This is a genomic window from Pseudomonas sp. St290 (genome assembly GCF_018325805.1).
In the GTDB taxonomy this organism is placed as follows: domain Bacteria; phylum Pseudomonadota; class Gammaproteobacteria; order Pseudomonadales; family Pseudomonadaceae; genus Aquipseudomonas; species Aquipseudomonas bijieensis.
The window spans coordinates 5,395,337-5,418,331 of sequence record NZ_AP014703.1; the positions used below are offsets into that span (position 1 = coordinate 5,395,337).

Genomic DNA, 22,995 nt, shown 5'->3' on the forward strand with positions numbered 1-22,995 from the left:
GTATTGAATGGGCTGACACACCGCTTTCGCGAGCAAGCCCGCTCCCACAGGGTTATCTGTACACCGGCCAAAATGTGGGAGCGAGCCTGCTCGCGATGAGGCCGGTACAGACAACACATCCATGCCCGAATAAGCGGATTCCCGCCCACACCCCCAGTCACAATGAGCGGATTCCCGCTCATCCAGCGCCGCAAACCCCTCTAGCCCGGCCCTCCAGCCGCTGGCACAGCTCCTGCTATAGCCCTGTCAGGCTGCGTTCCCACGCGCTCCACAAAAACAATTAAACGAAGGATCCTTCAATGGACAACTCCAACGCCCTGCCCCTTGGGTCGGCTGCCGTGCCCGCCCGTGAAAGAACCACCGCCAGCCGGATCAAATCGATCTTCAGCGGTTCGGTCGGCAACATGGTCGAGTGGTATGACTGGTACGTCTACGCCGCATTCTCGTTGTACTTCGCCAAAGTCTTCTTCCCCAAGGGCGACACCACCGCCCAATTGCTCAACACCGCCGCGATCTTCGCTGTAGGCTTCCTGATGCGCCCGATCGGCGGCTGGTTGATGGGCTTGTACGCCGACCGCGCCGGACGCAAGCGGGCGTTGATGGCGTCGGTATACCTGATGTGCTTCGGCTCGCTGATCATCGCCCTGAGCCCGAGCTACGAAACCATCGGCGTCGGCGCGCCGATTCTGCTGGTGTTTGCCCGCTTGCTCCAAGGCCTGTCGGTGGGTGGCGAGTACGGTACCTCGGCGACCTATCTGAGTGAGATGGCGACCAAGGAACGTCGCGGCTTCTTCTCCAGTTTCCAGTACGTGACCCTGATCTCCGGCCAGCTCATCGCCCTGGGCGTGCTGATCGTGCTGCAACAGTTCCTCACCACCGAACAACTGTATGCCTGGGGCTGGCGCATCCCGTTCGCCATCGGTGCCCTGTGCGCAATCGTGGCGCTGTACCTGCGTCGCGGCATGGAGGAAACCGAGTCGTTCACCAAGAAAGAGAAGTCCAAGGAAAGCGCCATGCGCACCTTGCTGCGCCATCCCAAGGAACTGATGACCGTGGTCGGCCTGACCATGGGCGGCACCCTGGCGTTCTACACCTACACCACCTACATGCAGAAATACCTGGTGAACACCGTCGGCATGAGCATCTCCGACTCCACCACCATTTCCGCCGCCACACTGTTCCTGTTCATGTGCCTGCAGCCGGTAATCGGCGGGCTGTCGGACAAGATCGGACGCCGGCCGATCCTGATTGCCTTCGGCATCCTGGGCACGCTGTGCACCGTGCCAATCCTCACCACTCTGCACACCATCCAGACCTGGTGGGGCGCGTTCTTCCTGATCATGGCCGCACTGATCATCGTCAGCGGCTACACCTCGATCAACGCCGTGGTAAAAGCCGAGTTGTTCCCCACCGAAATCCGCGCCCTGGGCGTCGGCCTGCCCTACGCGCTGACCGTGTCGATCTTCGGCGGCACCGCTGAATACATCGCGCTGTGGTTCAAGAGCATCGGCATGGAAACCGGCTACTACTGGTACGTGACGGCGTGCATCGCCGTGTCGCTGCTGGTGTACATCACCATGAAAGACACCCGCAAGCACTCGCGGATCGTCACCGACTGACAGGGTTCCACAGTCACTGCAACGGTGGCTGTGATGGCCCCATCGCGAGCAGGCTCGCTCCCACAGGATTTGCGCCGAACCTGTGGGAGCGGCGGCGCGGTAATCAGCTCAACTCAGCCGCACGCTGCCTGTTGCCATAACGGTTCTGCGCATACGCCGCGCCGGCGACCATCACGATCAGTATCCCCGCCAACACCGCCGATGAGCCGACGGTGCCGAAGTCCAGCCCCCCTTTCTCATGAGGCTTGGTCATCAAGTCACCCAGCGTCGCGCCAAGGGGGCGTGTCAGCACGAAGGCTATCCAGAACAACACCACCGACGAAATCCTGGTGAAGTACTTGAGCAGCACGACTACGGCAATGGTCGAGCTGATCAGCAATGCGCCGCCAGCAAATCCCAGCCCCGAGTCGTCGGCCAGGTAATCACCGAGCGCGGTGCCCAAGGTGTTGGAAAACAGAATCGCCATCCAGTAGAACATCTCGCCGCGAAAGGTCTGCACCTTGGTGACGTTGAGCGAATCACCGCTCAGGCGCCAGGCTGCGAAAATCGCCAACAGAATCGCAATCAGGATCATCGACCCGGTGGCGTAACCCAATTCAAGGGTGCGATCCATGAAATCGGACATTGTGGTGCCCGCCGTGCTGGTGGACAGGATCACGATCCAGTACAGCAGCGGCTTGTAGGTCTTGGCCATCAGCTGTGTAACCAGCGTCAGGACGAACACGCTGATCAGAATCAGCGAGCTGATGGCGTAACCGACATTGAGGGTCATCGATAACAAATCCCCTGCGGTTTCGCCCAGGGTCGTCGCGCAGATCTTCATGACCCAAAAGGCCAAGGTGATTTGAGGCAGTTTATTCATCGCAGGCTCCAGAGGATGGCGGCCAACTCTTGGGGCTAACCGTGGGAGCAAGTTGACATCGCAGCGGTGAAAAACAGGTCGGCAACGTATGAAAAATCCGTCATTGAACGGCGATTAATCACCCGTTAATGCACTTGCCACACCCTGAACTCATTGAATCGATGACCTGCGCAAGGTTCGCTCCGACTGCTGAAGCGAATTATATGTGCCGCCCTTAACATCGATTTAATCGATAGTTTTTAGCATTATTTTGCGCTTTTCAATCAATTTAATTGGCTTAGTATTCAACCCATGCAAGACACATCGCCAACGAACCTGGAGTGACCACCATGAAAACCAAACTGATCCTCGCCCTGACCCTGTCCGTACTGGCTGCCAACACCTTCGCCGCCGACGGTTTCGACAAGACTGGTACCGCTTCCTTCAGCTCGGGCGCCAGCGCTGCCATCGAACGCAGCCATGCCGGTAGCTACGCCGCCGATGGCTTTGACAAGACCGGCACCGCCGATGCCATCGCTGCTGACGGGTTCGACAAGACCGGTACCGCCGACGCCATCGCCGCTGATGGGTTCGACAAGACCGGTACCGCCGATGCCATCGCTGCTGATGGGTTCGACAAGACCGGTACCGCCGATGCCATCGCCGCTGATGGGTTCGACAAGACCGGTACCGCCGACGCCATCGCCGCTGATGGGTTCGACAAGACCGGTACCGCCGACGCCATCGCCGCTGACGGGTTCGACAAGACCGGTACCGCCGACGCCATCGCCGCTGATGGTTTCGACAAGACCGGTACCGCCGAAGCGATTGGTTAATGATTGAACGTCAAAAGATCGCAACCTTCGGCAGTTCCTACAGGACCGTATTCAATCTGTAGAAGCTGCCGAAAGCTGCGATCTTTTTGCATCAACCAAATCTGGAAATAAAAGGCCCGGCCTTGCACTATTGGCCGCCTACGAATGCCTTCCAGGAAACACTCGCCATGCCCGACGACATCCATTTCTACGAACCTGCCAACGGTCACGGCCTGCCCCACGATCCGTTCAACGCCATCGTCGGCCCGCGCCCCATCGGCTGGATTTCGTCCCAGGATGCCGAGGGCCGCCTGAACCTGGCGCCCTACAGCTTCTTCAACGCCTTCAACTACATCCCGCCGATCATTGGTTTTTCCAGCGTCGGGCGCAAAGACAGCCTGAACAACATCGAACAGACCGGCGAGTTCGCCTGGAACCTGGCCACGCGCCCGCTGGCCGAGCAGATGAACCAGAGTTGCGCGATGGTCGCGCCGGAGGTCAATGAGTTCGAACTGGCGGGTTTGACGACCGCCCCGTCACGGGTGATCCAGGTACCGCGCGTCGCCGAAAGCCCGGTGTCCTTCGAATGCAAGGTCACGCAGATCATTCAATTGCAGCGAGCGGACAAGGGGCTGGTGCCGAGCTGGCTGATCCTCGGCGAAGTGGTCGCCGTGCATATCGCCAAGTGGCTGTTGAAGGATGGGGTGTACGACACTGCCGCCGCCGAGCCGATCTTGCGCGGTGGCGGGCCGGCGGATTACTTCCAGTTGGGGCCTGAGGCGTTGTTCAAGATGCATCGCCCAAAGTAGGAGCAGCGCGCCCCCCTGTGGCGAGGGAGCTTGCTCCCGCTGGGCTGCGAAGCGGCCCCTTTTTTGGTGGGTGCTTCGCACCCAAGCGGGAGCAAGCTCCCTCGCCACAAAAGCAACTCCCAAAATACTGATTACCAGACCAACCCACCCTCGTCGTCGACCCCCTTGAGATGGGTCAACTGCACGGCGGCCGCATCGTCGGCCTCGGTAGCTGTCTTGAAGGTCTGCTCCTCAAGCACCTTGTTGAAACGCGGCGCACCGGAGCCGCCAATAGCCTTGGTGGCAATGGCGGCATGGTAGCCGCCGCCTTCATTGGGAACGACCGCGGAAACAGCTTCAAAGGTTTCAAAGGCTTTACGTGCCATATCTCGTGCATCCTGGCGGTGGAAAATGACGCTCATTAAACCCTCAACCGGCCAGTTTGTGTACCTGCGCCAGGCACCCTTCAGTCGCCTGGGCGGCGGAGACTTCGCGGAACGTGTGGAAATCCAGGCTGCTCACCACCAGGTCCTGCACCAGCTCGGCGAAAATCGCCATGGCCGGTGAATTGAAGTAGGCGTCCATCGACGGTTGGTTGACCCAGAGCCCGGACACCAACCACAGATCAGCATCGCATTGCGATTGCTGCAAGGCGAAGTGCAAGCAACCGGGAGCCTGGCGCGAAGGCGCGATCAACGTACTCAGGCGCGCCCCCAGTTGCTTGGAGCAACCGCCGCGGGCGCGGACAAAAGCCATGTGGCTGACGGGGATCTGTGTAGTCATGTTCAACCCTCCCAGGTAATCCGTTGTGCAGCCGGGGACAGGCTGCGACAGGATCAAAGGTTAAGCGCCACGACGCCAGCTTCGTTAGTCGATTCCTGCCGACCCCTTGCACGATCCTGCGCATCGGTAGCACGAAATCCGCCATCGATTCGCTTACGGCCCGGAAAGTTGAAACAAAAGGTTTCAAGCAAGTTTCCAGCGCATTGCACCGTTATGGCCCCTCGCGCCGTGCAGGATCAGGCAAGCTTTCAACAGGATGTTGCTACCGCTGCGCCTTGCACAAACATAAGCTTTGTCCATCGCCCCTATGCCTGAGGATCCTGGCATGTCGCCACTCGACCACGCCCACGTCCCGCTGGACCCCTACCTGGAACAACAGCGCGCCGAACTGGCGTCGATCATCGACCGCAATACCAGCGAGGACGGCAGCTACGCCACGGCCATCGGCTCGCTGAATCTGTCGCGCCACAGCAAGCCCCAAAAGTTCGCCCCGGTGCTGGCGCAGCCGGCGCTGTGCATCATGGCCCAGGGCAGCAAGCAGGTGCGCCTGGCCGACGAATTTTTCAACTACGACCCGCTGCATTACCTGGTGGTCTCGGTGTCGATGCCGTTGAGTGGCTGCATCGCTAACGTCTCGCCCGAGGAGCCGATCCTGGCCTTGCGCCTGGACATCGACCCGGCGGAAATCACCGCGTTGATCGCCGACGCCGGCCCCTTGGGTGTACCGACCCGTCCCGCCGGGCGCGGGCTGTATGTCGAACGCCTGGACACGCCGACGCTCGACGCCGTGCTGCGCCTGGCGCGGTTGCTGGACAGCCCGAAAGACATCGCCATGCTCGCGCCCCTGGTACGTCGGGAAATTCTCTACCGTTTGCTGCGCAGTCCACAGGGCTATCGGCTCTACGAAATCGCCATCGCCAACAGTCAGAGCCATCGCATCAGCCAGGCGATCAAATGGCTCAATGGCCATTTCGAAAAACCGTTGCGCATCGATGACCTGGCCCGGGAAGTGAACCTCAGCGTCTCGACCTTGCATCACCGCTTCAAGGCCATGACTGCCATGAGCCCGCTGCAATATCAGAAGCAACTGCGCTTGCAGGAAGCCCGCCGGCTGATGCTGGCCGAAGGGCTGGAAGCTTCGGCGGCGGGCTATCGGGTGGGTTACGAAAGCCCTTCGCAGTTCAGCCGCGAGTACAGTCGGTTGTTCGGCGCGCCGCCGCTGCGGGATCTGGCGCGGTTGCGGATGACCGTCTGAGCTGATTCTTGAGTTGTCTGTACCGGCCTCATCGCGAGCAGGCTCGCTCCCACATTGGAACTGCGGTGAACATAGAGTTTGTGTTCACTGAAGATCCCTTGTGGGAGCGAGCCTGCTCGCGATGGGGCCAGCCGCAGCACCACATCTTTAGAGATCAGGCACCCAGCAACCGACACGCCTGCGCCGGTATGGTCACCGACACCGCATGCCCAATGCCCAGGTCCATGCCCTGGCAAGGCGTGCTCAGCGCCGTGAACGAAATTCCGGAACACTCCACCGTGGTCTCGACGGTGGCGCCGATGTCCCGCACGAACGTCACCTTGCCCAGCAACCGGTTGCCCGCCGTGACCTGGGGCGAGGACAGTTGCAAGTCTTCGGGACGTACCAGCAGCTTGATCTTCTCGCCAGCGCTGACGCTATGGCTGGCCGGCACGTCCAGCGTGTCCCCACCCGGCAGCCCGACCTGGCCGTTACCCAGGGTGGTCGCCGGAAAGATGTTGCCTGAGCCAATGAAATCGGCGACGAATTCATTGGTCGGGTGCCGGTAGATCTCGATCGGCGTACCGACCTGTTGCACCCGGTGCTCACCCAACACCACCACGATGTCGGCCATGGTCATGGCTTCGCGCTGATCGTGGGTCACCAAAATGGTGGTGATGTTCAAGCGCTGTTGCAGTTGGCGGATTTCCACTTGCATCGACTCGCGCAACTTGGCGTCCAGGGCCGACAGCGGTTCGTCCAGCAGCAGGATTTTCGGCCGGGCGGCAATGGCCCGGGCAATCGCCACGCGCTGGCGCTGGCCGCCGGAAAGCTTCGCCACGGGCCGGTCGATCATCGCCTGGAGCTGGATCAGTTCCAGCAACTCCACCACCCGCGCCTGTTGCTCGACCTTGCTCACGCCGCGCAGTTTCAGTGGATAGGCAATGTTCTCGCCGACGGTCATGTGGGGAAACAACGCCAACGATTGAAACACCATGCCGAAATTGCGCAGGTGCGCCGGGGTATGGCCGATGTCTTGGCCATCCAGGCGAATTTCACCGCCGCTGAGGCTTTCCAGGCCGGCAATCATGCGCAGCAGCGTGGTCTTGCCACAGCCCGAAGGTCCGAGGAAACACACCAGCTTGCCCTCGGGCAAATGCAGGTTCACGTCCGTTACCGCGCAGGCCGAGCCGTAGTGTTTCTCGACGTTTTCCAGTATCAGTCCAGTCATGTCTTCACCTCGAAATCAAAAGGAAACGCCGCCCTCGCCTACCAGTTTCTCCAACGCCCAGATCAACACGAAGTCGATCAGCACGATGAGTACGGCAAACGAAAAAACGGTGGGGTCCAGCGACGACACGGTGCGGCTGTACATCCAGATCGGCACGGTCATGACATCGATGGTGTAGAGGAAATAGGTCACGGTGAACTCGTTGAACGAGACGATGAACGCCAACAGCATCCCGGCGAGAATCCCCGACTTCATCAAGGGCACCACCACATCGACGATGGCCCGCTGCGGTGTGGCCCCCAGCATGCGCGCGGCCTCTTCCACTTCACTGCCGATGCCGAGCATGGCGGCGGTGCAGTTCTTCACCACGAACGGCAAGGCCAAAATGACGTGGGCAATGACCAGCCGCGAGGTGGTCATCTGGAACGGCAGGCTGTCGAACACCAGCAGCAGTGCCAAGCCCAGCACCACCATGGGAAACACCAGCGGCAGCGACATCAGTTGCAGCGCCACGGCCTTGCCACGGAACTCGCAACGGGTCAGCGCGTAGGCCGCCGGCACCGCGATCAGTGTGGCGAACACCATGGTCAGGCAGGCCACCAACAGGCTGGTCGCCATGGCCTGGCCTAGGCTCAGCACATCGCTGGCATCCGGCGACACAAAGGTGTGCCAGGCGGCCCGATACCATTGCAGGCTGTAGCTGCTCGGCGGAAAGTCCAGGTTCGCCGCACCGCTGAAGGACATGACGATCATGGTCAGGATCGGCAGCACCGCCAGCAACAGGATGAAACCCGACAGCAGCCCGACGGCGCGCCCGGTTTCGCCGGGCAACAGCGACTGGCGCTTTTTACTCAACGCGCTCATTGAGAAGCCTCCAGCATCCGCCGACGACGGCCGGTGAAATATTCAGACAGAGTCATGATCATCAGCGTGGTGACAATCAGCACCACCCCGGCGGCGGATGCGGCGGGCCAGTTCATCAACGGGGCGATCTGGTCGTGAACCATCACGGCCAGCATTGGCACTCGTCGACCGCCCAACAGCAGCGGTACGACAAAGCTGCTGGCGTTGTAGGCAAACACCAGCGTCGCGCCGGTGATGATCCCCGGCAGGCTCATGGGCAGCACCACTTGGCGAAACACCTGGAAGCGGCTGGCGCCAAGGGTGGCGGCGGCCTCTTCATAACTGCGGGCCACGCCCCGCATGGCACTGGCGATGGGCAGCACAGCCAGGGGGAACGCGGTCTGGACCAAGCCCATCAGCACGCCATTCTGGTTGTACAGCAACATGATCGGTCGCTTGATCAGGCCCAAGCCCATGAGCGCCTGGTTGAGCATGCCGGCCGGGCCGAGGATCACCAGCCAGCCATAGCTTTGCAGCAGCAGGTTGACCAACAGCGGCAACAGCACCGCCGCCAGGAACACCCGTCGCAACAAGGGCGAAGCGAGACGCGACATGGTGTAGGCCACGGGGATCGCCAGCAGCACGGCGATCACTGCGCTAATCAATGCCAGGCGCAAAGTCAGCAGCAGGGACTTGAGGTAATAGGGCTCCAGCAACTGCCCGTAACTGGCGAGGCTGAAGCCGCTCCACTCCGCGCCCTTGGTGCCGACGCTCATGCGCAGCACCAACAGGCTGGCGGCGATCAGCACGCCGAGAAACAACATCGACGGCGACAGGAAAAGCCAGGCTCGGCGGGTGGGCGAAATGCCCCGGGTTGCACGTATCGGCGCAACACTTTGGGGATGGGTTAACGGTTGGTGTTCCATAACAAGGTCTCGTCAGTGGAAAACGACAGAACAAACACAAATCTCAATTCCCGGTGGGAGCAAGGCACAGTCAATATCTCCTTCAGTTGAACCACCGCTATCGCGAGCAGGCTCGCTCCCACAGTGGATCGGCGGTGGGCACACAATCCATGCCCCCCCACAGTGGTTCTCCAATGGTCACAGAATCCATGCCCCCCGATTCCCTGTGGGAGCGAGCCTGCTCGCGATGGATTCGGCCAGGCAATATCTCCATCACTGACCCACCGCTATCGCGAGCAAGCTCGCTCCCACAGTGGATCGGCGGTGGAGACAGAATCCATGCACGTACCCACAGTGGCGCTCGAATCAGGAAGAGAAAATTTCCGTGTACCGGCGAATCCACTGGTCATGCACCGTCGCCAGGAAGGCGTTGTCGTGCATGATCGCCTTGTCGGCGATTTGCTCCGGGGTGAGGATGTACGGGCTCTTGCGCGCTTCGGCGGAGATGATGGCCTTGGCGTTGACCGGGCCGTTGAAGATGTCTTCGGCCATCTTGCCTTGTACTAGCGGGTCGAGGGAGTGGTCGATGAAGGCGTAGGCCAGGTCGGTGTCGCCCGGGCGGTTTTTCGGCATGACCGAGAGCATCAGGTCGGTGTAGAAACCTTCCTTCATGCCAAACGTCGCCCCCAGGCTGTAGGCCGGATCGCGGATCTGCTTGGGAAAAAACGCCGGCGCGTATAACCCGCCCATGTCCAGGGAACCGGTGCGGAACAATTCGGCGATCTGGTTCGGGTTTTCCCCCAGGGTCACCACCCGGTCCTTGAGCTCGGCGAGTTTCTTGAAGCCGGGTTCGATGTTGTGCTCGTCACCACCGGCCAGCTTGGCCGCGATGATGATCAGGTCCATGGCCTCGGTCCAGTTCGGCGGCGGCAGGAAAATGTTCGGCGCCAGGTCCGCGTCCCACAGGGCGGCGTAACTGTCCGGCGCCTGTTTCAAGGTCCGGGTGCTGTAGACCAGGCTGTTGCACCACAGCAGATAACCGATGCCATGGCCGCCGGCGCCAGTGCGGTATTGCGCCGGTACGTCGGCCAGGTTGGGAATGCGATTGAGGTCGGGTTTTTCCAGCAGCCCGGCAGCAGCCAGGCCCTCGGCCCCGACGCCTGCCAGGGTGATGATGTCGTACTGCGGCCGGTCGCCTCCGGCCTTGAGCTTGGCGACCATTTCCGATGTGCTGCCGGTGCGGTCGGCGATGACCTTGGCGCCGGTCTTGGCCTCGAAGGTCGCCGCGATGTTGCGCAACGCCGCCAGCCCGGTGTCATCGGACCAGGTGAGCAAACGCAGGGTCTTGCCAACGAACCGCGTGTCACTGGCCCGGGCGCTGATGAAGGGCACGCTCATGGCGGCCGCCGCTACCGAAACCACACTTGCAGTCTTGATGAATTGACGTCTGTTCAGATCATGCTCGCCCATGGAGGACTCCCTTTATTTTTTTAAGTATGAGGTGGGTAAAACCGTTGCGCCCGCACCGTTCGACGTCGACCAAACCCCCGTATTGCTTGGGCTTTGCCGCCGCCTGCGGCCATCCTGAGGTTGTGCAAAATCCCTGACTATCGAAAAAAACTCATTGAAGCCATGTTCCCCGCGCATGCCTTTTTTCGAGGCATGCGTGACCTGATAACGTGCCGTCAGACCGCCCGGACCACATGCTTGATTTCCTGGAACGCCGCCAAGCCCCAAGGCCCCAATTCACGGCCGAGACTGCTCTGCTTGTAACCCCCCCACGCCGCCTGGGGGAAAATCACCTGGGGTGCGTTGATCCACACCAGCCCTGCCTGTAACGCGTTGGCCACCTGCTCGGCGGCCGTCGTATCACGGCTGACCACGCTGGCTACCAGGCCGAAACGGCTGTCGTTCGCCAGGGCGATGGCCTGCGCCTGGGTGCTGAAACGGCGTACGCACAGCACTGGCCCGAAGATCTCCTCGCACCACAACGCACTGTCCAGGGGCACGTCAGTGAAGATGGTCGGCTGTAAAAAAAAGCCGCGCGACAGATGCGCGGGACGCTGTCCACCGCACACCAGCGTCGCCCCGACGCTCAAGCCTCGGTCGATGTGCCCCAGCACCCGCTGGTATTGCGCCTGGTTGACCAGCGCGCCCATCTCCACGTCCGGATCGAACGGGTCGGCCACGCGGATCGCCTCGGCGCGGGTCTTGAGCCGTTGCAGGAATTCATCGGCCAGTTCATCGGCGACCAGCACGCGGCTGGTGGCCGAACACATCTGCCCGGCATTGAAGAAACCGCCACCGCAGGCCAGTTCCACCGCCAGGTCCAGATCGGCATCGGCCAGCACCAGCAAGGACGATTTGCCGCCCAACTCCAGGCTCACGCCCTTGACCGTTTCCGCCGCTCGCTGCATCACCTGCACACCCACCGCATTGCTGCCGGTGAAGGAAATCTTCGCCACCCGCGGGTCCGCCGCCAGCGGCGCCCCGACTGCCAGGCCGGTGCCACAGACGAGGTTGAACACCCCGTCGGGCAAACCGCAGCCGGCGATGATCGATGCCAGTTCCAGCTCCGGCAGCGGCGTGACTTCCGAGGGCTTGAGCACCACGCAACAGCCGGCAGCCAGGGCCGGGGCGAGTTTCCAGGCGGTGGTGACCATCGGGAAATTCCACGGCACGATCAAGCCGACCACACCGCAGGGTTCGCGGCGCAGGCGTGCGCTGAAATCAGCGCTGGGCAAGGCCAGCGGACTGTCCTGGCGGGCGTCGAGGCCTTCGGCCAGTTCGGCGTAATACTCGAAGGTGGCGACCACGTCGTCGACATCGATGGCCGCTTCGAACAACGGTTTGCCGTTGTTGCTCGATTGCAGGTGCATCAACCGCTCACGGGCCTCCCGCACGCCAGCGGCGATACGGCGCAGAAGCGCGCCGCGCTCGCTGCCAGAAGTGTTCGACCATGGGCCGAAAGCCTGGGTAGCGGCGTCCAAGGCCTGATCGACGGCGTGTTCGTCGCCGCCATAAACAGTGGTCAGCAGCGCCTCGGTCGCCGGGTTGATCACCCGCAACGGTTGATCGCCGGCCAACCACTCACCGTTGATGTACAGCCCGTCTTGCGTGGTAGGGAAATTCATTTCGACACCTGCGTCATCCAGGTTGCCTGGTCGATTTCGATCAACGTCGGCCCCTGCCGATCGCAAGCGGCGAGCAATGCGGTATGCAGTTGCGCTACGCCGTCGATGGCTTCGGCCGCGCAGCCCAACGCCTTGGCGACACCGATGAAGTCCGGGGTGTAGATGTCCACGCCCACCGGTTCGATGGCGCGGTTGACCATGTATTTCTTGATCTCTTCGTAGCCCTGGTTATTCCACAGCAGCACGATCACCGGTGTGCGCGCCTCCACGGCGCTGGCCAGCTCCGGCAGGGTGAATTGCAAGCCGCCGTCGCCAATCAGGCACACCACCGCCGGGCGACCGTGGCCCAGGTCCTTGCCGCCGAGCCAGGCGCCGATAGCCGCCGGCAAGGCGTAGCCGAGGGTGCCGTAGCCGGTTGACGAGTTGAACCAGCGACGTGGCCGCTCCAGGTTGAAGGTCAGGTTGCCGGTGTACACCGGCTGGGTGGAGTCGCCGACGAATACCGCGTCGGGCAACGCCTGCAAAACGCTGTCGAGAAACAGCGTCTGGGCGCGGGTCGCAGCGTCCCAGCCGCCCTCCAGATCGGCCCGCAACCGCGCGGCGCGTGCAGGGCCCCAATCGCCGCAGCGCTCGGCCAAGGGCTGCGCGTTCAACTCGTCGAGCAGAGCCCGGGCAGCCGTGCGTGCGTCGGCCACCAGGGCCAAGCGCGGTGGATAGTTGCGCACGGTCTGGTCCGGGTCAATGTCGATACGCAGCAACGCGCCGGGGATCTCGAAGCCGCCAGCAAAGGTGATGTCGTAGTCGGTTTCGGCCAGCTCGGTGCCGATCGCCAGCACCACATCCGCCTCGGCCACCAGGGCGCGGGTAGCGACCAGGCTCTGGGTGGAGCCGATCAGCAGGGGATGCCGGGACGGTAGCATCCCCTTGGCGTTGATGGTCAACGCCACGGGCGCGCCGAGGCGTTCGGCCAGTTCGGTCAATTCGGTCGCCGCGTCGAGGGCGCCACCACCGGCCAGGATCAGGGGCCGCCTGGCCGACGCCAGCATGGCCGTCATTTGCTCCACGGCACTCGGTGCAGCGCCAGCACGGCTGATGCTCACCGGTGTGCTGGCGAGCAAAGCGTCAGCGTCTTCGACCAAAACATCCAACGGAATTTCGATATGCACCGGTCGCGGCCGCCCGGCCTGGAACAAGGCAAAAGCCCGGGCCAGCACGCCAGGCAATTCAGCGGCGGACATCAGCGTGTGGGAAAACGCCGCCACCCCGCTCACCAGCGCGCTCTGGTTCGGCAATTCATGCAACTTGCCGCGCCCGCCACCCAACTGGTTGCGCGACTGCACGCTGGAGATCACCAGCATCGGGATCGAATCGGCGTAGGCCTGGCCCATGGCGGTGGTGATGTTAGTCATGCCGGGGCCGGTGATGATGAAGCACACGCCGGGCTTGCCGCTGACCCGCGCGTAGCCGTCAGCCATGAAGCCTGCGCCCTGCTCGTGACGCGGGGTCACATGGCGGATGCTGGAACGGGCCAGCCCGCGGTACAACTCGACGGTGTGCACGCCGGGGATGCCGAACACCTGCTCCACGCCATAACCTTCGAGTAACTTGACCAGTACTTCGCCACACGTCGCCATTGCCATTGCCTTTTTCTTGTAAAGGGCTCCGCACAGCACGCGGCGGGTCCCTTTTTGTTTGGGGAATGGCGTTATTGGAACGGTCTGACCATAGCGGCAACAATGGATAAAAAGTCATACTAGCCATGTCCTCACGTCATGGCTTGGATCCGAAATGAAACGACTTCCCCCGCTGCCGGCGCTCCATACGTTTCTGATCACGGCCCAGTGCTGCAACTTCACCCGGGCCGCCGAGCAGCTGCACATCACCCAGGGCGCGGTGAGCCGACAGATCGCCGGGCTGGAAGATCATTTGGGTTATGCGCTGTTCCAGCGCCAGGCGCGCGGCCTGAGCCTGACCGCCGAGGGCCTGGCGTGGCTGCCACGGGTGCAGCAGGTGTTCAGCCTGATCGGCGAAGCGGTGGAGCAGATCGGCGAAAAGCGCCAGACCCTGCAACTCAAGGCCCCGACCTGTGTGATGCGCTGGCTGCTGCCACGCCTGTTGCAATGGCAGAAGGAACGGCCGGACGTACCGGTGGAGCTGACCACCACGGTCAGGCACGGTGTGGATTTCCAGCGTGAAGCCTTCGACGCCGCGGTGATCTATGGTCCGCCACCCGATGCCTCATTGGCGTGCCTGCACCTGTTCGATGAACAACTGACGCCTGTCTGTTCTCGCCCGGTCCTGGAAGGCTCCGTACCTCTGCGTGAACCCGCCGACCTGCAACAACACCTGCTGTTGCACCCCACCCGTGACGAGCGCGACTGGAACGCCTGGCTGGAAGCGGCCGATGTGCACTTGAGCAATGTCAGCAAGGGCCAGCACTTCGAAACCCTGGACCTGGCGATGTCCATGGCCTCCCAGGGCACAGGCGTGGCGATTGGCGACTGGTCGTTGATCGGCGACGACCTGAGCGCCGGCAGGCTGGTGATGCCGTTCGAGCTGAAGGTCCAGACCGGGCTGGGCTATCACCTGGTGCACCCGCGCAAGCCCGAGTCATCGGGGCCGTTGCAGGAATTGATGGGGTGGTTGGTGGAGCAGGCTCAAGCGCGGTAGAGGCTGACCCTCCCCCTTCAAAGGTGAATGAAACTGTGGCGAGGGAGCTTGCTCCCGCTGGGTTGCAAAGCAACCCCATAATCTACCCAGCCACCTTGATGCCTCGGGCTGAACCCTAGGGGCTGCTGCGCAGCCCAGCGGGAGCAAGCTCCCTCGCCACAAAAGCCCAGTCCTTTAAAAAGAAGGTGCCATCAGAGCAGATTCGGCGCCTGCACCGGCTCGATCTGCGCCCAGTGCGAAGTGTCTTCGCGGTGCTGCTGCAGGTACGGCAAAACCGCCCCCAGCAACGGTGCCTTGAATGCATCCTGGAAGCGATGGGCCAGGCCCGGGATCAGTTTCAATTGACTGCCTTGGATGTGCGCCGCCAAGTGCACGCCGTGCATCACCGGCAGCAACGGGTCGGCGGTGCCGTGGACCACCAGGGTCGGCACCCGCAGTTGGTTGAGCAGCGCCACCCGGCTCGGCTCGGCCATGATCGCCATGATCTGGCGCTTCACGCCTTCGGGATTGAAGGCCCGGTCATAGGCCACGGCAGCCTGATGCAGCAATACCTGGCGATCATCCACCACCATCGGACTGCCCAGCGCGGCCAGCAGGTCGGCCTGTTGTTGCAATGCCGCTTCGCGATTCGGCGCACTGCGTCGCGATAGCAACTGCACCAGCGCGGCGCTGGGTGCGGGCAGGCCTTCGGCACCGGAACTGGTCATGATCAGGGTCAGGCTTTCGACCCGCTGCGGCGCCATGGCGGCCATGTGCTGGGCGATCATCCCGCCCATGCTCACACCCAACACGTGGAAGCTTTGCACCTGCAAGGCGTCCATCAACCCCAGCCCGTCGTCAGCCATATCGGTCAAGGTATAAGGCGCGGCCACGGGCAAGCCGAGCTTGTAACGCAGGGCTTCGAAGGTCAGGTTGGCGCTGCCGGGCGCTTGGCGCCAGGTGGACAGGCCGACGTCGCGGTTGTCGTAGCGGATCACCCGGAAACCTTGCTCGCACAAGGCGACCACCACTTCATCCGGCCAATGGATCAACTGCCCGCCCAGGCCCATCACCAGCAGCAATGCCGGATCGGAAGCACGGCCAACGCTCTGGTAGGCCAGGCTCACCTGATCCAGATCGACCCGTTGGGTCGCAACATTGACATCACAACGAGACGCCGCCATCGACGGCAGGCCGAAAAACAACGCGGCCAGGAAAATGAATACACGCATGAAGAAACACCGAAACGCAGAACCCCAGTAGAGCGCGAGTCTGATGAAGTTTGTTCAAGCGCGCTGCCACAGTTGCGTGACAGTTTGATGAAGATTGCCGAGTGGTTGCCTGCGCAAAGGATGTATCTGTGGGGGCAAAGCTTGCTCGCGATACAGGCACCTCGATTCCAGAGAGATCGCGTTGGCTTCATCGCGAGCAAGCTTTGCTCCCACAAGTCCCGGCTCAAGGTACCGGTTTCAGGCCAACTGGCTACGCAACTGCCGCGCCGCCGCCACCATGTTCACCAACGCCGCTTCCGTCTCCGGCCAGCCCCGGGTTTTCAGCCCGCAGTCAGGGTTGACCCACAGCCGCTCAGGCGCGATTCGTTTCACTGCCTTGCTCATCAGCGCGATCATCTCGGCGGTGTCCGGCACCCGTGGCGAGTGGATGTCGTAGACGCCCGGACCGATGTCATTGGGGTAGTCGAAGGCCTCGAACGCGTCGAGCAGTTCCATGTCCGAGCGCGAGGTTTCGATGGTGATGACATCGGCGTCCATGTCGGCGATGGCCTGGATCACGTCGTTGAATTCGCTATAGCACATGTGGGTATGGATCTGGGTTTCGTCGCCCACGCCCGATGCGCTCAAGCGGAAGGCCTCCACGGCCCAGTCCAGGTACGCCTGCCATTGCCCGCGACGCAAAGGCAGGCCTTCGCGGAACGCCGCCTCGTCAATCTGCACGATCTTGATCCCGGCCTTTTCCAGGTCCAGCACTTCGTCGCGCAGGGCCAGGGCCAGTTGTCGGGCCTGGACCTGGCGCGACACGTCTTCGCGGGGGAACGACCACATCAGCATGGTCACGGGACCGGTGAGCATGCCTTTCATGACCTTGTCGGTCAGGCTTTGCGCGTAGCGGATCCAGTCGACGGTCATGGCTTTCGGTCGGCTGATGTCTCCATAAATGATCGCCGGCTTCACGCAACGCGAGCCATAGCTCTGCACCCAGCCGAAACGGGTGAAGGCGTAGCCGTCCAGTTGCTCGGCGAAGTATTCCACCATGTCGTTGCGCTCGGCTTCACCGTGCACCAGCACATCCAGGCCCAGGCGCTCCTGGATCTGCACGGCATGGCGGATCTCGGTATGCATGGCATCCTGATAATCGTTGGCCGACAGCTTGCCTTGCTTATAAGCCTGACGCGCCAGGCGGATCGCCGGGGTCTGCGGGAAGGAGCCGATGGTGGTGGTGGGAAAAGGGGGCAGTTTCAGCCGGGCACGCTGCTCCTCGATGCGCTTGGCAAACGGCGAACACCGCTGGCTGTCCTGTGGCCCGATGGCCGCCAGGCGCGCCTGAACCTCGGTTTTATGAATGCGCGTCGAGCTGGCGCGACCGGTCTGCACGTCACGGCTGACGGCCAGGGCCTGCTGTACACCCGGGGCCTGTGGATCGTTGAGCGCATCGCGCAACACCGCCACCTCACCGCACTTCTGCACGGCAAAGGCCAGCCAGCTCTTGAGTTCCGGATCGAGCCGGTCTTCGCGTTCCAGGTCCACCGGGCTGTGCAACAGCGAGCACGAAGTGCTGACCCAGAGGTTGTCGCCAAAGCGCTCCTGGGCCGGTTGCAGTTGCGCCAGCGCCTGTTCCAGCTCGCAGCGCCAAATGTTGCGACCATTGACCAGGCCCACCGAGAGAATCTTGTAGGTCGGCAGGCGGTCCAGCACCTGGCCCAATTGTTCCGGGGCGCGCACCGCGTCGATGTGCAAGCCGTCCACCGGCAGGCTCACCGCCAGGCCGAGGTTGTCTTCCAGGCCACTGAAATAAGTCGCCACCAGTTTTTTCAGCGGCGAATACTGGAGGATGTGATAGGCACGCTCGAACGCGCTTTTCCAGGCCTGGGGCAGGTCGAGGGTGAGGATCGGTTCGTCGATCTGCACCCACTCCACGCCCTGAGCCTTGAGCCGATTGAGGATTTCCCCGTAGACCGGCAACAGACGCTCCAGCAGGCCGAGCTTGTCGAAATCCGCACCCTTGGCCTTGCCCAGCCACAAGTAGGTCAACGGGCCGATGATTACCGGTTTGACCTGATGGCCCAAGGCATGGGCCTCGTCCACTTCATCGAACAACTGCTCCCAGCTCAGGGCGAAGGTCTGGTCGGCGGAAAATTCCGGGACCAGGTAGTGGTAGTTGGTGTCGAACCACTTGGTCAGCTCCTGGGCGTATTGCGCCTGGCCGTGGTCGGCATTGCAGCAACTGGCCGTGGCGCCACGGGCCATGGCGAACAGGGTGTCGAGGGTCGGTCGGCCCTGGGCATTCAAGGTGCCGTGGAAACGTTGTGGGACGGCGCCCAGGGTCAAGGTATGGCCCAGCACCTGGTCGTACCAGGCAAAGTCGCCGACGGGCAGGAGGTCAATGCCGGCGTCTTTCTGCAATTGCCAGTGCCGGGCCCGCAGTTCGCGTCCCACCGCTTGCAGCGCGGCCGGGGCCAGGTCGCCCTTCCAGTAGGCTTCGAGGGCTTTTTTCAGTTCGCGGTCGGCGCCGATGCGGGGAAAACCGAGGGTGTGGGCCAGGGCCATGATGTGCGTCCTCCTATAAAAGATGGCGCCATTGTCGACAGCACGGCCCACATGAGACAAACTCAACCTTTTCGTGTTGATCACAAGTTTTACTCATGGAGCCCACAGTGCTTGAACTCCGTCACCTCAAGACCCTGCACGCCTTGCGCGAAGCCGACAGCCTGGTCGAAGCCGCCGAACGCCTGCACCTGACCCAGTCCGCCCTCTCCCACCAGTTCAAGGAACTGGAAGAGCGCCTGGGCATGCAGTTGTTCGTGCGCAAGACCAAGCCCGTGCGCTTCACCAGCGCCGGCCTGCGCCTGTTGCAACTGGCCGATGCCGCCCTGCCGTTGCTGCGCAGTGCTGAACGGGACATCGCCCGCTTGGCTGGCGGCACCGCCGGGCGCCTGCACATGGCCATCGAGTGCCATAGCTGCTTCCAGTGGTTGATGCCGACCATCGACCAGTTCCGCGATGCCTGGCCGGAAGTCGAACTGGACCTGGCCTCGGGCTTCGCCTTCGCTCCATTGCCGGCCCTGGCCCGGGGCGACCTCGACCTGGTGGTGACCTCCGACCCGCTGGAGCTGGCCGGTATCACGTACGTGCCGTTGTTCACCTACGAAGCGATGCTCGCCGTCGCCAACCAGCATCGGCTGGCGGGCAAGCCCTACATCGTGCCCGAGGACCTGATCAGCGAAACCCTGATCACCTACCCGGTGGAGCGCGACCGCCTGGACATCTTCACCCGTTTCCTGGAACCGGCCGACATCGAACCGGCCCAGGTCCGCACCTCTGAATTGACGGTGATGATGATGCAACTGGTGGCCAGCGGCCGTGGCGTGTGCGGCATGCCGCACTGGGCCCTGCATGAATACAGCTCGCGGGGTTACGTGAAAGCCAAGCGGCTGGGGGAGAAAGGCTTGTTTGCCACGTTGTATGCGGCAGTGCGGACCGACATGCTCGACGCGCCGTACATGCGCGATTTTCTGCTGACGGCCAAGGACACCTCGTTTTCGACATTGGATGGGGTCAGTGCTGTGCGCTGACTGGCGGCCTTTGTGGCGAGGGGATTTATCCCCGCTGGGCTGCGAAGCAGCCCCCAAGGCAGGCAACTCGGTGTGTCAGGAAGATTGAGTTCACTGCTTTAGGGCCGCTTCGCGGCCCAACGGGGATAAATCCCCTCGCCACAAAAGCGCAACGGTCATGGTCACAGGGATTAGAGCTCGAGCCACATGTGGATTTTGTCGAGGTATTGGTCGTCCACGCGGATCGCCATTGGCTCGAGGCCGTACAGGACGAAGCCGCAGCGCTGGTAGAGCTTGACCGCCGGGTCGTTGCCGGCGGTGACGGTCAGTTGCACCAGGCGCAGAAAGGGATAGCGCCGGGCTTCGTCGAGGGCGGCCTGCACCAGTTGGTAGCCGAGCCCGCGATGGCGATGCTCATCGGCGACGTACATGCCGAACAGCAACGCCTTGTGCCGGGCTTTTTCCCGGGGCTCCAGGGCCAGGCCGACGATGCCGACCAACGCTTGCTCGACAAACGCCCCCAGCAGCACATCGAACCGGCTGCCCAGGCGCGATTCCCACCAGTTGATGGGCAACTTCGCCCGCTCGTTGACGCTGGAGGTGAAGGCCTGCGGATGCAGGGCGTACGCCTGGAGCATCAGTTGGCGATACACCTGGGCATCGCCGGCCCGCAACCGTCGGATGCTCACGCCGAACGCCGTTGCTCAAACATCAGGCGCAACGCCAGCGCACCGAGCACAAACCCCATGAAGTAACGCTGCGCCGCCAGCCAGGTCGGGTTGTGGACGAACCACGAGGCAATACCGGCAGCGAACAGGGCAATCAACAGGTTGACGCTGAAACTGACGCTGATCTGGGTCAGCCCCAGGACAATGCTCTGGGTGAACAGTGAACCGTGTTCCGGGCTGATGAACTGCGGGAACACCGACAGATAGAACACCGCGATCTTGGGATTCAGCGCGCTGGTGAGAAACCCCATGGTGATCAACTTGCGCGTCGAGTCCGCAGGCAATTGCTGGGCCTCGAAGGGCGAACGCGCGCCGGGCTTCACGGCCTGCCAGGCCAGCCACAACAGGTACAGCGCACCGGCCCATTTCAACAACTCATAGGCCACGGGCACCGCCAGGAACACCGCCGTCAACCCGGCGGCGGCGGCGAACATGTGCACGAAGAACCCCGCCACCACTCCCAGCAGGGAGGTGACGCCGGCCTTGCGGCCCTGGCAGATCGAACGGGAGATCAGGTAAATCATGTTCGGGCCAGGCGTCAGTACCATCAGCAACGCGGCGGCGGCGAAAATCAACAGGTCCGGCAGTGGAATCATGAGCATCAGTCCTTGAGGCGTGAATCAGCAGGTGGCGAGATGTGTCGCTCGATAAAACGGCAGGATCACCTCGCCTGTCAACGGTGCCAGCACAAGATCATTGTCACCGGCCGGGTCGATCCAGCAAATCTCTTCAATCTCGGCAGCCGGCGAAACCGGCGCGTCGATGCGTAGCAAAAACACCTCGGCCTGCACGACGAACCCCGGTTCGTTGGCCGCCGGAGCGCTGAACACGCCCAGGTGCCGGGCCTGTGCCGGGTCGATCTGTAAGCCAAGCTCCTCTTCCAATTCACGGGCCAGCGCCTGCACCGGCTGCTCATGGGCCTCGATCTTGCCGCCCGGCTGCATGAAGGCCCGGGTGCCGCGCTTGCGCACCAGCAGGGTTCGCCCGTCCGACCCGAGCAGCAGGGCGGCGGCGATACGGATGAGGGGAGTGGTCATGGGAGATCAAGGCCTTGGGCGGGGAAATGCCGGGGAGATTACAGACCAGGACGGAGGGAGAAAAGCCTGGCACCCGTTTCGGCACACGCACAGCCCCCTGTGGGAGCGAGCCTGCTCGCGATGACGGAGTGTCAGTCGATTTCTTTTTTAACTGATACGCCGCCATCGCGAGCAGGCTCGCTCCCACAAGGAATCGCAGTGACCGCTAGAGGTCTGTCACCCCAAAATCGGCTTCGGCACCGAAGGGTCGGCCTCCTCGGGGATTTTGACGAACACGCTGTACCGGGCCCCCTCCATCGCTTCGAAGGCGATGAGTTTTTCCACCAGTGGAGCGCTCAGGACCTTGCCGGCGTTGAGCAACAGCATGCCGTTGTCGGCGTTGAGGTTACGCGCCAGGATCATGCCCGCCGCCAGTTCCCGGGTATTCATGACCTTCACCGTCGGGTCCGACAAGGTCACGTCTTCCAGGTATTCGCCACATGCCTTGATGAAGTCCTCGATCATGTCCGGGTCGTATAGCTTGCCGGCGTATTTGCGGATGTAGACCAGCGCTTCGTCACTGTTCATCTGCCGTTCGAGTATCAAGCCACGTTGCAGCTCGATGAAGTCCACCGCCAGTTTCAACAGCCGCGAACCGAACGGAATGGCATCGCCCTTTAGGTGCTCGGGAAAACCGCTGCCGTCCCAACGCTCCTGGTGGTGGCGAATGATCCGCGCTGCGTCCTTCATAGGGTCCAGAGTCATCAGCAGCGATTCGCTCTGCTTCGGATAGGCGCGGTACAGCTCGAGCTCAGTGTGGTGCAGCATGTCGGCGGGCGTGACCATCATGTTGTCGGTCCAGCTCAGCTTACCGATGTTGTAGAGCGCCGCGGCCATGGTCAGGTCGCGGTCGGTGGACTCATCGAGGAAATGCAGCCGGCTGTAGACCCTGATCAACTCGATGATCTGCCGGTTGGTCTGCTTGGCCTTGGGCAGGCGCAGGTTGGCGATCAGCGAAAACACCTCGGTGCTGGTCACATAACTGCGCTTGAGCTCGTCATAGGCCAGGTCGAGCATGTCGGCGGTCTGCTGCAACTCGGAGGTGCGCGACGCCACGCGTTTTTCCAGGGTGGCGTTAAGGGTCTTGAGTTGCTGGTTCTGCTCGCGATTCAGCGCTTCGAGGCGCTGGCGCTCGCTTTCGGAATGCTGGTGAGCCAGGGCCTGGCGCAGGGCCTGCACCAATTCCTCATCGTTCCAGGGCTTGCTGAGGTAGCGATAAAGCTGCCCCTCGTTGATGGCCTTGGTCATCATGTCCACATCGGCATAACCGGTGAGCAGGATGCGCAAGGTCGATGGATACAACTTGCGGATCTCGGCCAGCAGCGTGGCGCCATCCATGTTCGGCATACGCGCGTCGGTCATCACCAGGTCGACCGGCCGTTCCTTGAGGATTTCCAGGGCCTTGGCACCACTGTCGGCCAGCAGGATTTCGTATGGCTGACTGCGCAATAGCCGACGCAGGCTATTGAGAATCGACTCTTCGTCATCGACCAGCAGCACCGTCGGCTTCTTTACCGGAACGTCCGGCGATTGATCTTCCATTTGAAACCCCCTCCTAATTCA

21 protein-coding genes are annotated in these 22,995 nt (G+C 62.2%); 6 read left to right on the forward strand and 15 right to left on the reverse strand.

Going from position 1 to position 22,995, the window contains the following annotated elements:
• The first annotated feature begins 299 nt into the window (after positions 1-299).
• Complete coding sequence (locus PBDP_RS23550; protein WP_109753772.1) at positions 300-1,619, forward strand: MFS transporter; 1,320 nt, start codon at positions 300-302, stop codon at positions 1,617-1,619.
• A 103-nt stretch (positions 1,620-1,722) separates the two neighbouring features.
• Here the strand turns inward: PBDP_RS23550 and PBDP_RS23555 are convergent, their stop codons facing one another.
• The gene (locus tag PBDP_RS23555; RefSeq protein WP_116833345.1) at positions 1,723-2,481 is read right to left on the reverse strand and encodes a COG4705 family protein; all 759 of its coding nucleotides are present in this window, start codon (positions 2,479-2,481) and stop codon (positions 1,723-1,725) included.
• A gap of 329 nt (positions 2,482-2,810) precedes the next feature.
• On the opposite strand from PBDP_RS23555, the gene PBDP_RS23560 reads away from it, so the two are divergent.
• Positions 2,811-3,296 (forward strand): hypothetical protein, encoded by a 486-nt coding sequence (locus PBDP_RS23560; protein ID WP_116833346.1) that lies wholly within the window; start codon positions 2,811-2,813, stop codon positions 3,294-3,296.
• Between the two features lie 167 nt (positions 3,297-3,463).
• Positions 3,464-4,084, forward strand: a complete 621-nt coding sequence (locus PBDP_RS23565) for a flavin reductase family protein (RefSeq protein WP_109753769.1) — start codon at positions 3,464-3,466, stop codon at positions 4,082-4,084.
• A gap of 131 nt (positions 4,085-4,215) precedes the next feature.
• Here the strand turns inward: PBDP_RS23565 and PBDP_RS23570 are convergent, their stop codons facing one another.
• Both PBDP_RS23570 and PBDP_RS23575 read right to left on the reverse strand, forming a co-directional pair.
• Complete coding sequence (locus tag PBDP_RS23570; protein WP_116834268.1) at positions 4,216-4,449, reverse strand: hypothetical protein; 234 nt, start codon at positions 4,447-4,449, stop codon at positions 4,216-4,218.
• A gap of 43 nt (positions 4,450-4,492) precedes the next feature.
• On the reverse strand, positions 4,493-4,846 hold the full coding sequence (locus PBDP_RS23575) for a putative quinol monooxygenase (RefSeq protein ID WP_109753767.1): 354 nt from the start codon (positions 4,844-4,846) through the stop codon (positions 4,493-4,495).
• A gap of 325 nt (positions 4,847-5,171) precedes the next feature.
• Here PBDP_RS23575 and PBDP_RS23580 point away from each other — a divergent pair, with 325 nt between their 5' ends.
• Positions 5,172-6,101 carry an AraC family transcriptional regulator gene (locus PBDP_RS23580; RefSeq protein WP_109753766.1) on the forward strand — a complete coding sequence of 310 codons (930 nt, stop codon included), beginning with the start codon at positions 5,172-5,174 and terminating at the stop codon, positions 6,099-6,101.
• Positions 6,102-6,255: 154 nt separating this feature from the next.
• Here the strand turns inward: PBDP_RS23580 and PBDP_RS23585 are convergent, their stop codons facing one another.
• The 6 genes from PBDP_RS23585 to PBDP_RS23610 all read right to left on the reverse strand — a co-directional run bounded on the left by PBDP_RS23585 (position 6,256) and on the right by PBDP_RS23610 (position 13,827).
• Entirely contained in the window at positions 6,256-7,311 is a 1,056-nt protein-coding gene (locus tag PBDP_RS23585) for an ABC transporter ATP-binding protein (protein ID WP_212801395.1), read from the reverse strand.
• Between the two features lie 15 nt (positions 7,312-7,326).
• On the reverse strand, positions 7,327-8,175 hold the full coding sequence (locus PBDP_RS23590; protein ID WP_109753764.1) for an ABC transporter permease: 849 nt from the start codon (positions 8,173-8,175) through the stop codon (positions 7,327-7,329).
• Complete coding sequence (locus PBDP_RS23595; protein ID WP_176689203.1) at positions 8,172-9,080, reverse strand: ABC transporter permease; 909 nt, start codon at positions 9,078-9,080, stop codon at positions 8,172-8,174. Before PBDP_RS23595 ends, PBDP_RS23590 begins: the two co-directional genes overlap by 4 nt.
• 345 nt (positions 9,081-9,425) lie before the next feature.
• On the reverse strand, positions 9,426-10,529 hold the full coding sequence (locus tag PBDP_RS23600; protein ID WP_109753762.1) for an ABC transporter substrate-binding protein: 1,104 nt from the start codon (positions 10,527-10,529) through the stop codon (positions 9,426-9,428).
• 215 nt (positions 10,530-10,744) lie between these two features.
• Entirely contained in the window at positions 10,745-12,193 is a 1,449-nt protein-coding gene (locus PBDP_RS23605) for an aldehyde dehydrogenase family protein (RefSeq protein ID WP_163856935.1), read from the reverse strand.
• On the reverse strand, positions 12,190-13,827 hold the full coding sequence (locus PBDP_RS23610) for a 5-guanidino-2-oxopentanoate decarboxylase (RefSeq protein ID WP_212802532.1): 1,638 nt from the start codon (positions 13,825-13,827) through the stop codon (positions 12,190-12,192). Before PBDP_RS23610 ends, PBDP_RS23605 begins: the two co-directional genes overlap by 4 nt.
• Positions 13,828-13,981: 154 nt before the next feature.
• Between PBDP_RS23610 and PBDP_RS23615 the strand changes: the two genes are divergently transcribed.
• Positions 13,982-14,863, forward strand: a complete 882-nt coding sequence (locus tag PBDP_RS23615) for a LysR substrate-binding domain-containing protein (RefSeq protein ID WP_116833352.1) — start codon at positions 13,982-13,984, stop codon at positions 14,861-14,863.
• 191 nt (positions 14,864-15,054) lie between these two features.
• Here PBDP_RS23615 and PBDP_RS23620 read toward each other — a convergent pair whose 3' ends face one another.
• On the reverse strand, positions 15,055-16,074 hold the full coding sequence (locus PBDP_RS23620; protein WP_109753758.1) for an alpha/beta fold hydrolase: 1,020 nt from the start codon (positions 16,072-16,074) through the stop codon (positions 15,055-15,057).
• Between the two features lie 237 nt (positions 16,075-16,311).
• Entirely contained in the window at positions 16,312-18,624 is a 2,313-nt protein-coding gene (gene metE, locus PBDP_RS23625) for a 5-methyltetrahydropteroyltriglutamate--homocysteine S-methyltransferase (RefSeq protein ID WP_212801396.1), read from the reverse strand.
• 107 nt (positions 18,625-18,731) lie between these two features.
• Here metE and metR point away from each other — a divergent pair, with 107 nt between their 5' ends.
• Positions 18,732-19,649 carry a transcriptional regulator MetR gene (metR, locus tag PBDP_RS23630; RefSeq protein ID WP_060740854.1) on the forward strand — a complete coding sequence of 306 codons (918 nt, stop codon included), beginning with the start codon at positions 18,732-18,734 and terminating at the stop codon, positions 19,647-19,649.
• Between the two features lie 170 nt (positions 19,650-19,819).
• On the opposite strand, the gene PBDP_RS23635 is transcribed toward metR, so the two are convergent.
• From PBDP_RS23635 to nosR, 4 genes are all read right to left on the reverse strand, one after another.
• Positions 19,820-20,317: a GNAT family N-acetyltransferase gene (locus PBDP_RS23635; RefSeq protein ID WP_109753756.1), complete on the reverse strand. Its 498-nt coding sequence runs from the start codon at positions 20,315-20,317 to the stop codon at positions 19,820-19,822.
• Positions 20,314-20,952, reverse strand: a complete 639-nt coding sequence (locus tag PBDP_RS23640; RefSeq protein ID WP_109753755.1) for a LysE family translocator — start codon at positions 20,950-20,952, stop codon at positions 20,314-20,316. The genes PBDP_RS23635 and PBDP_RS23640 overlap by 4 nt, the downstream gene beginning before the upstream one ends.
• Before the next feature lie 24 nt (positions 20,953-20,976).
• Positions 20,977-21,393 (reverse strand): NUDIX hydrolase, encoded by a 417-nt coding sequence (locus PBDP_RS23645; RefSeq protein WP_109753754.1) that lies wholly within the window; start codon positions 21,391-21,393, stop codon positions 20,977-20,979.
• A gap of 216 nt (positions 21,394-21,609) precedes the next feature.
• A complete protein-coding gene (gene nosR, locus PBDP_RS23650) occupies positions 21,610-22,974 on the reverse strand; it encodes a response regulator c-di-GMP phosphodiesterase, NosR family (RefSeq protein ID WP_109753753.1) in 1,365 nt (454 codons plus the stop codon).
• Positions 22,975-22,995: the final 21 nt, after the last annotated feature.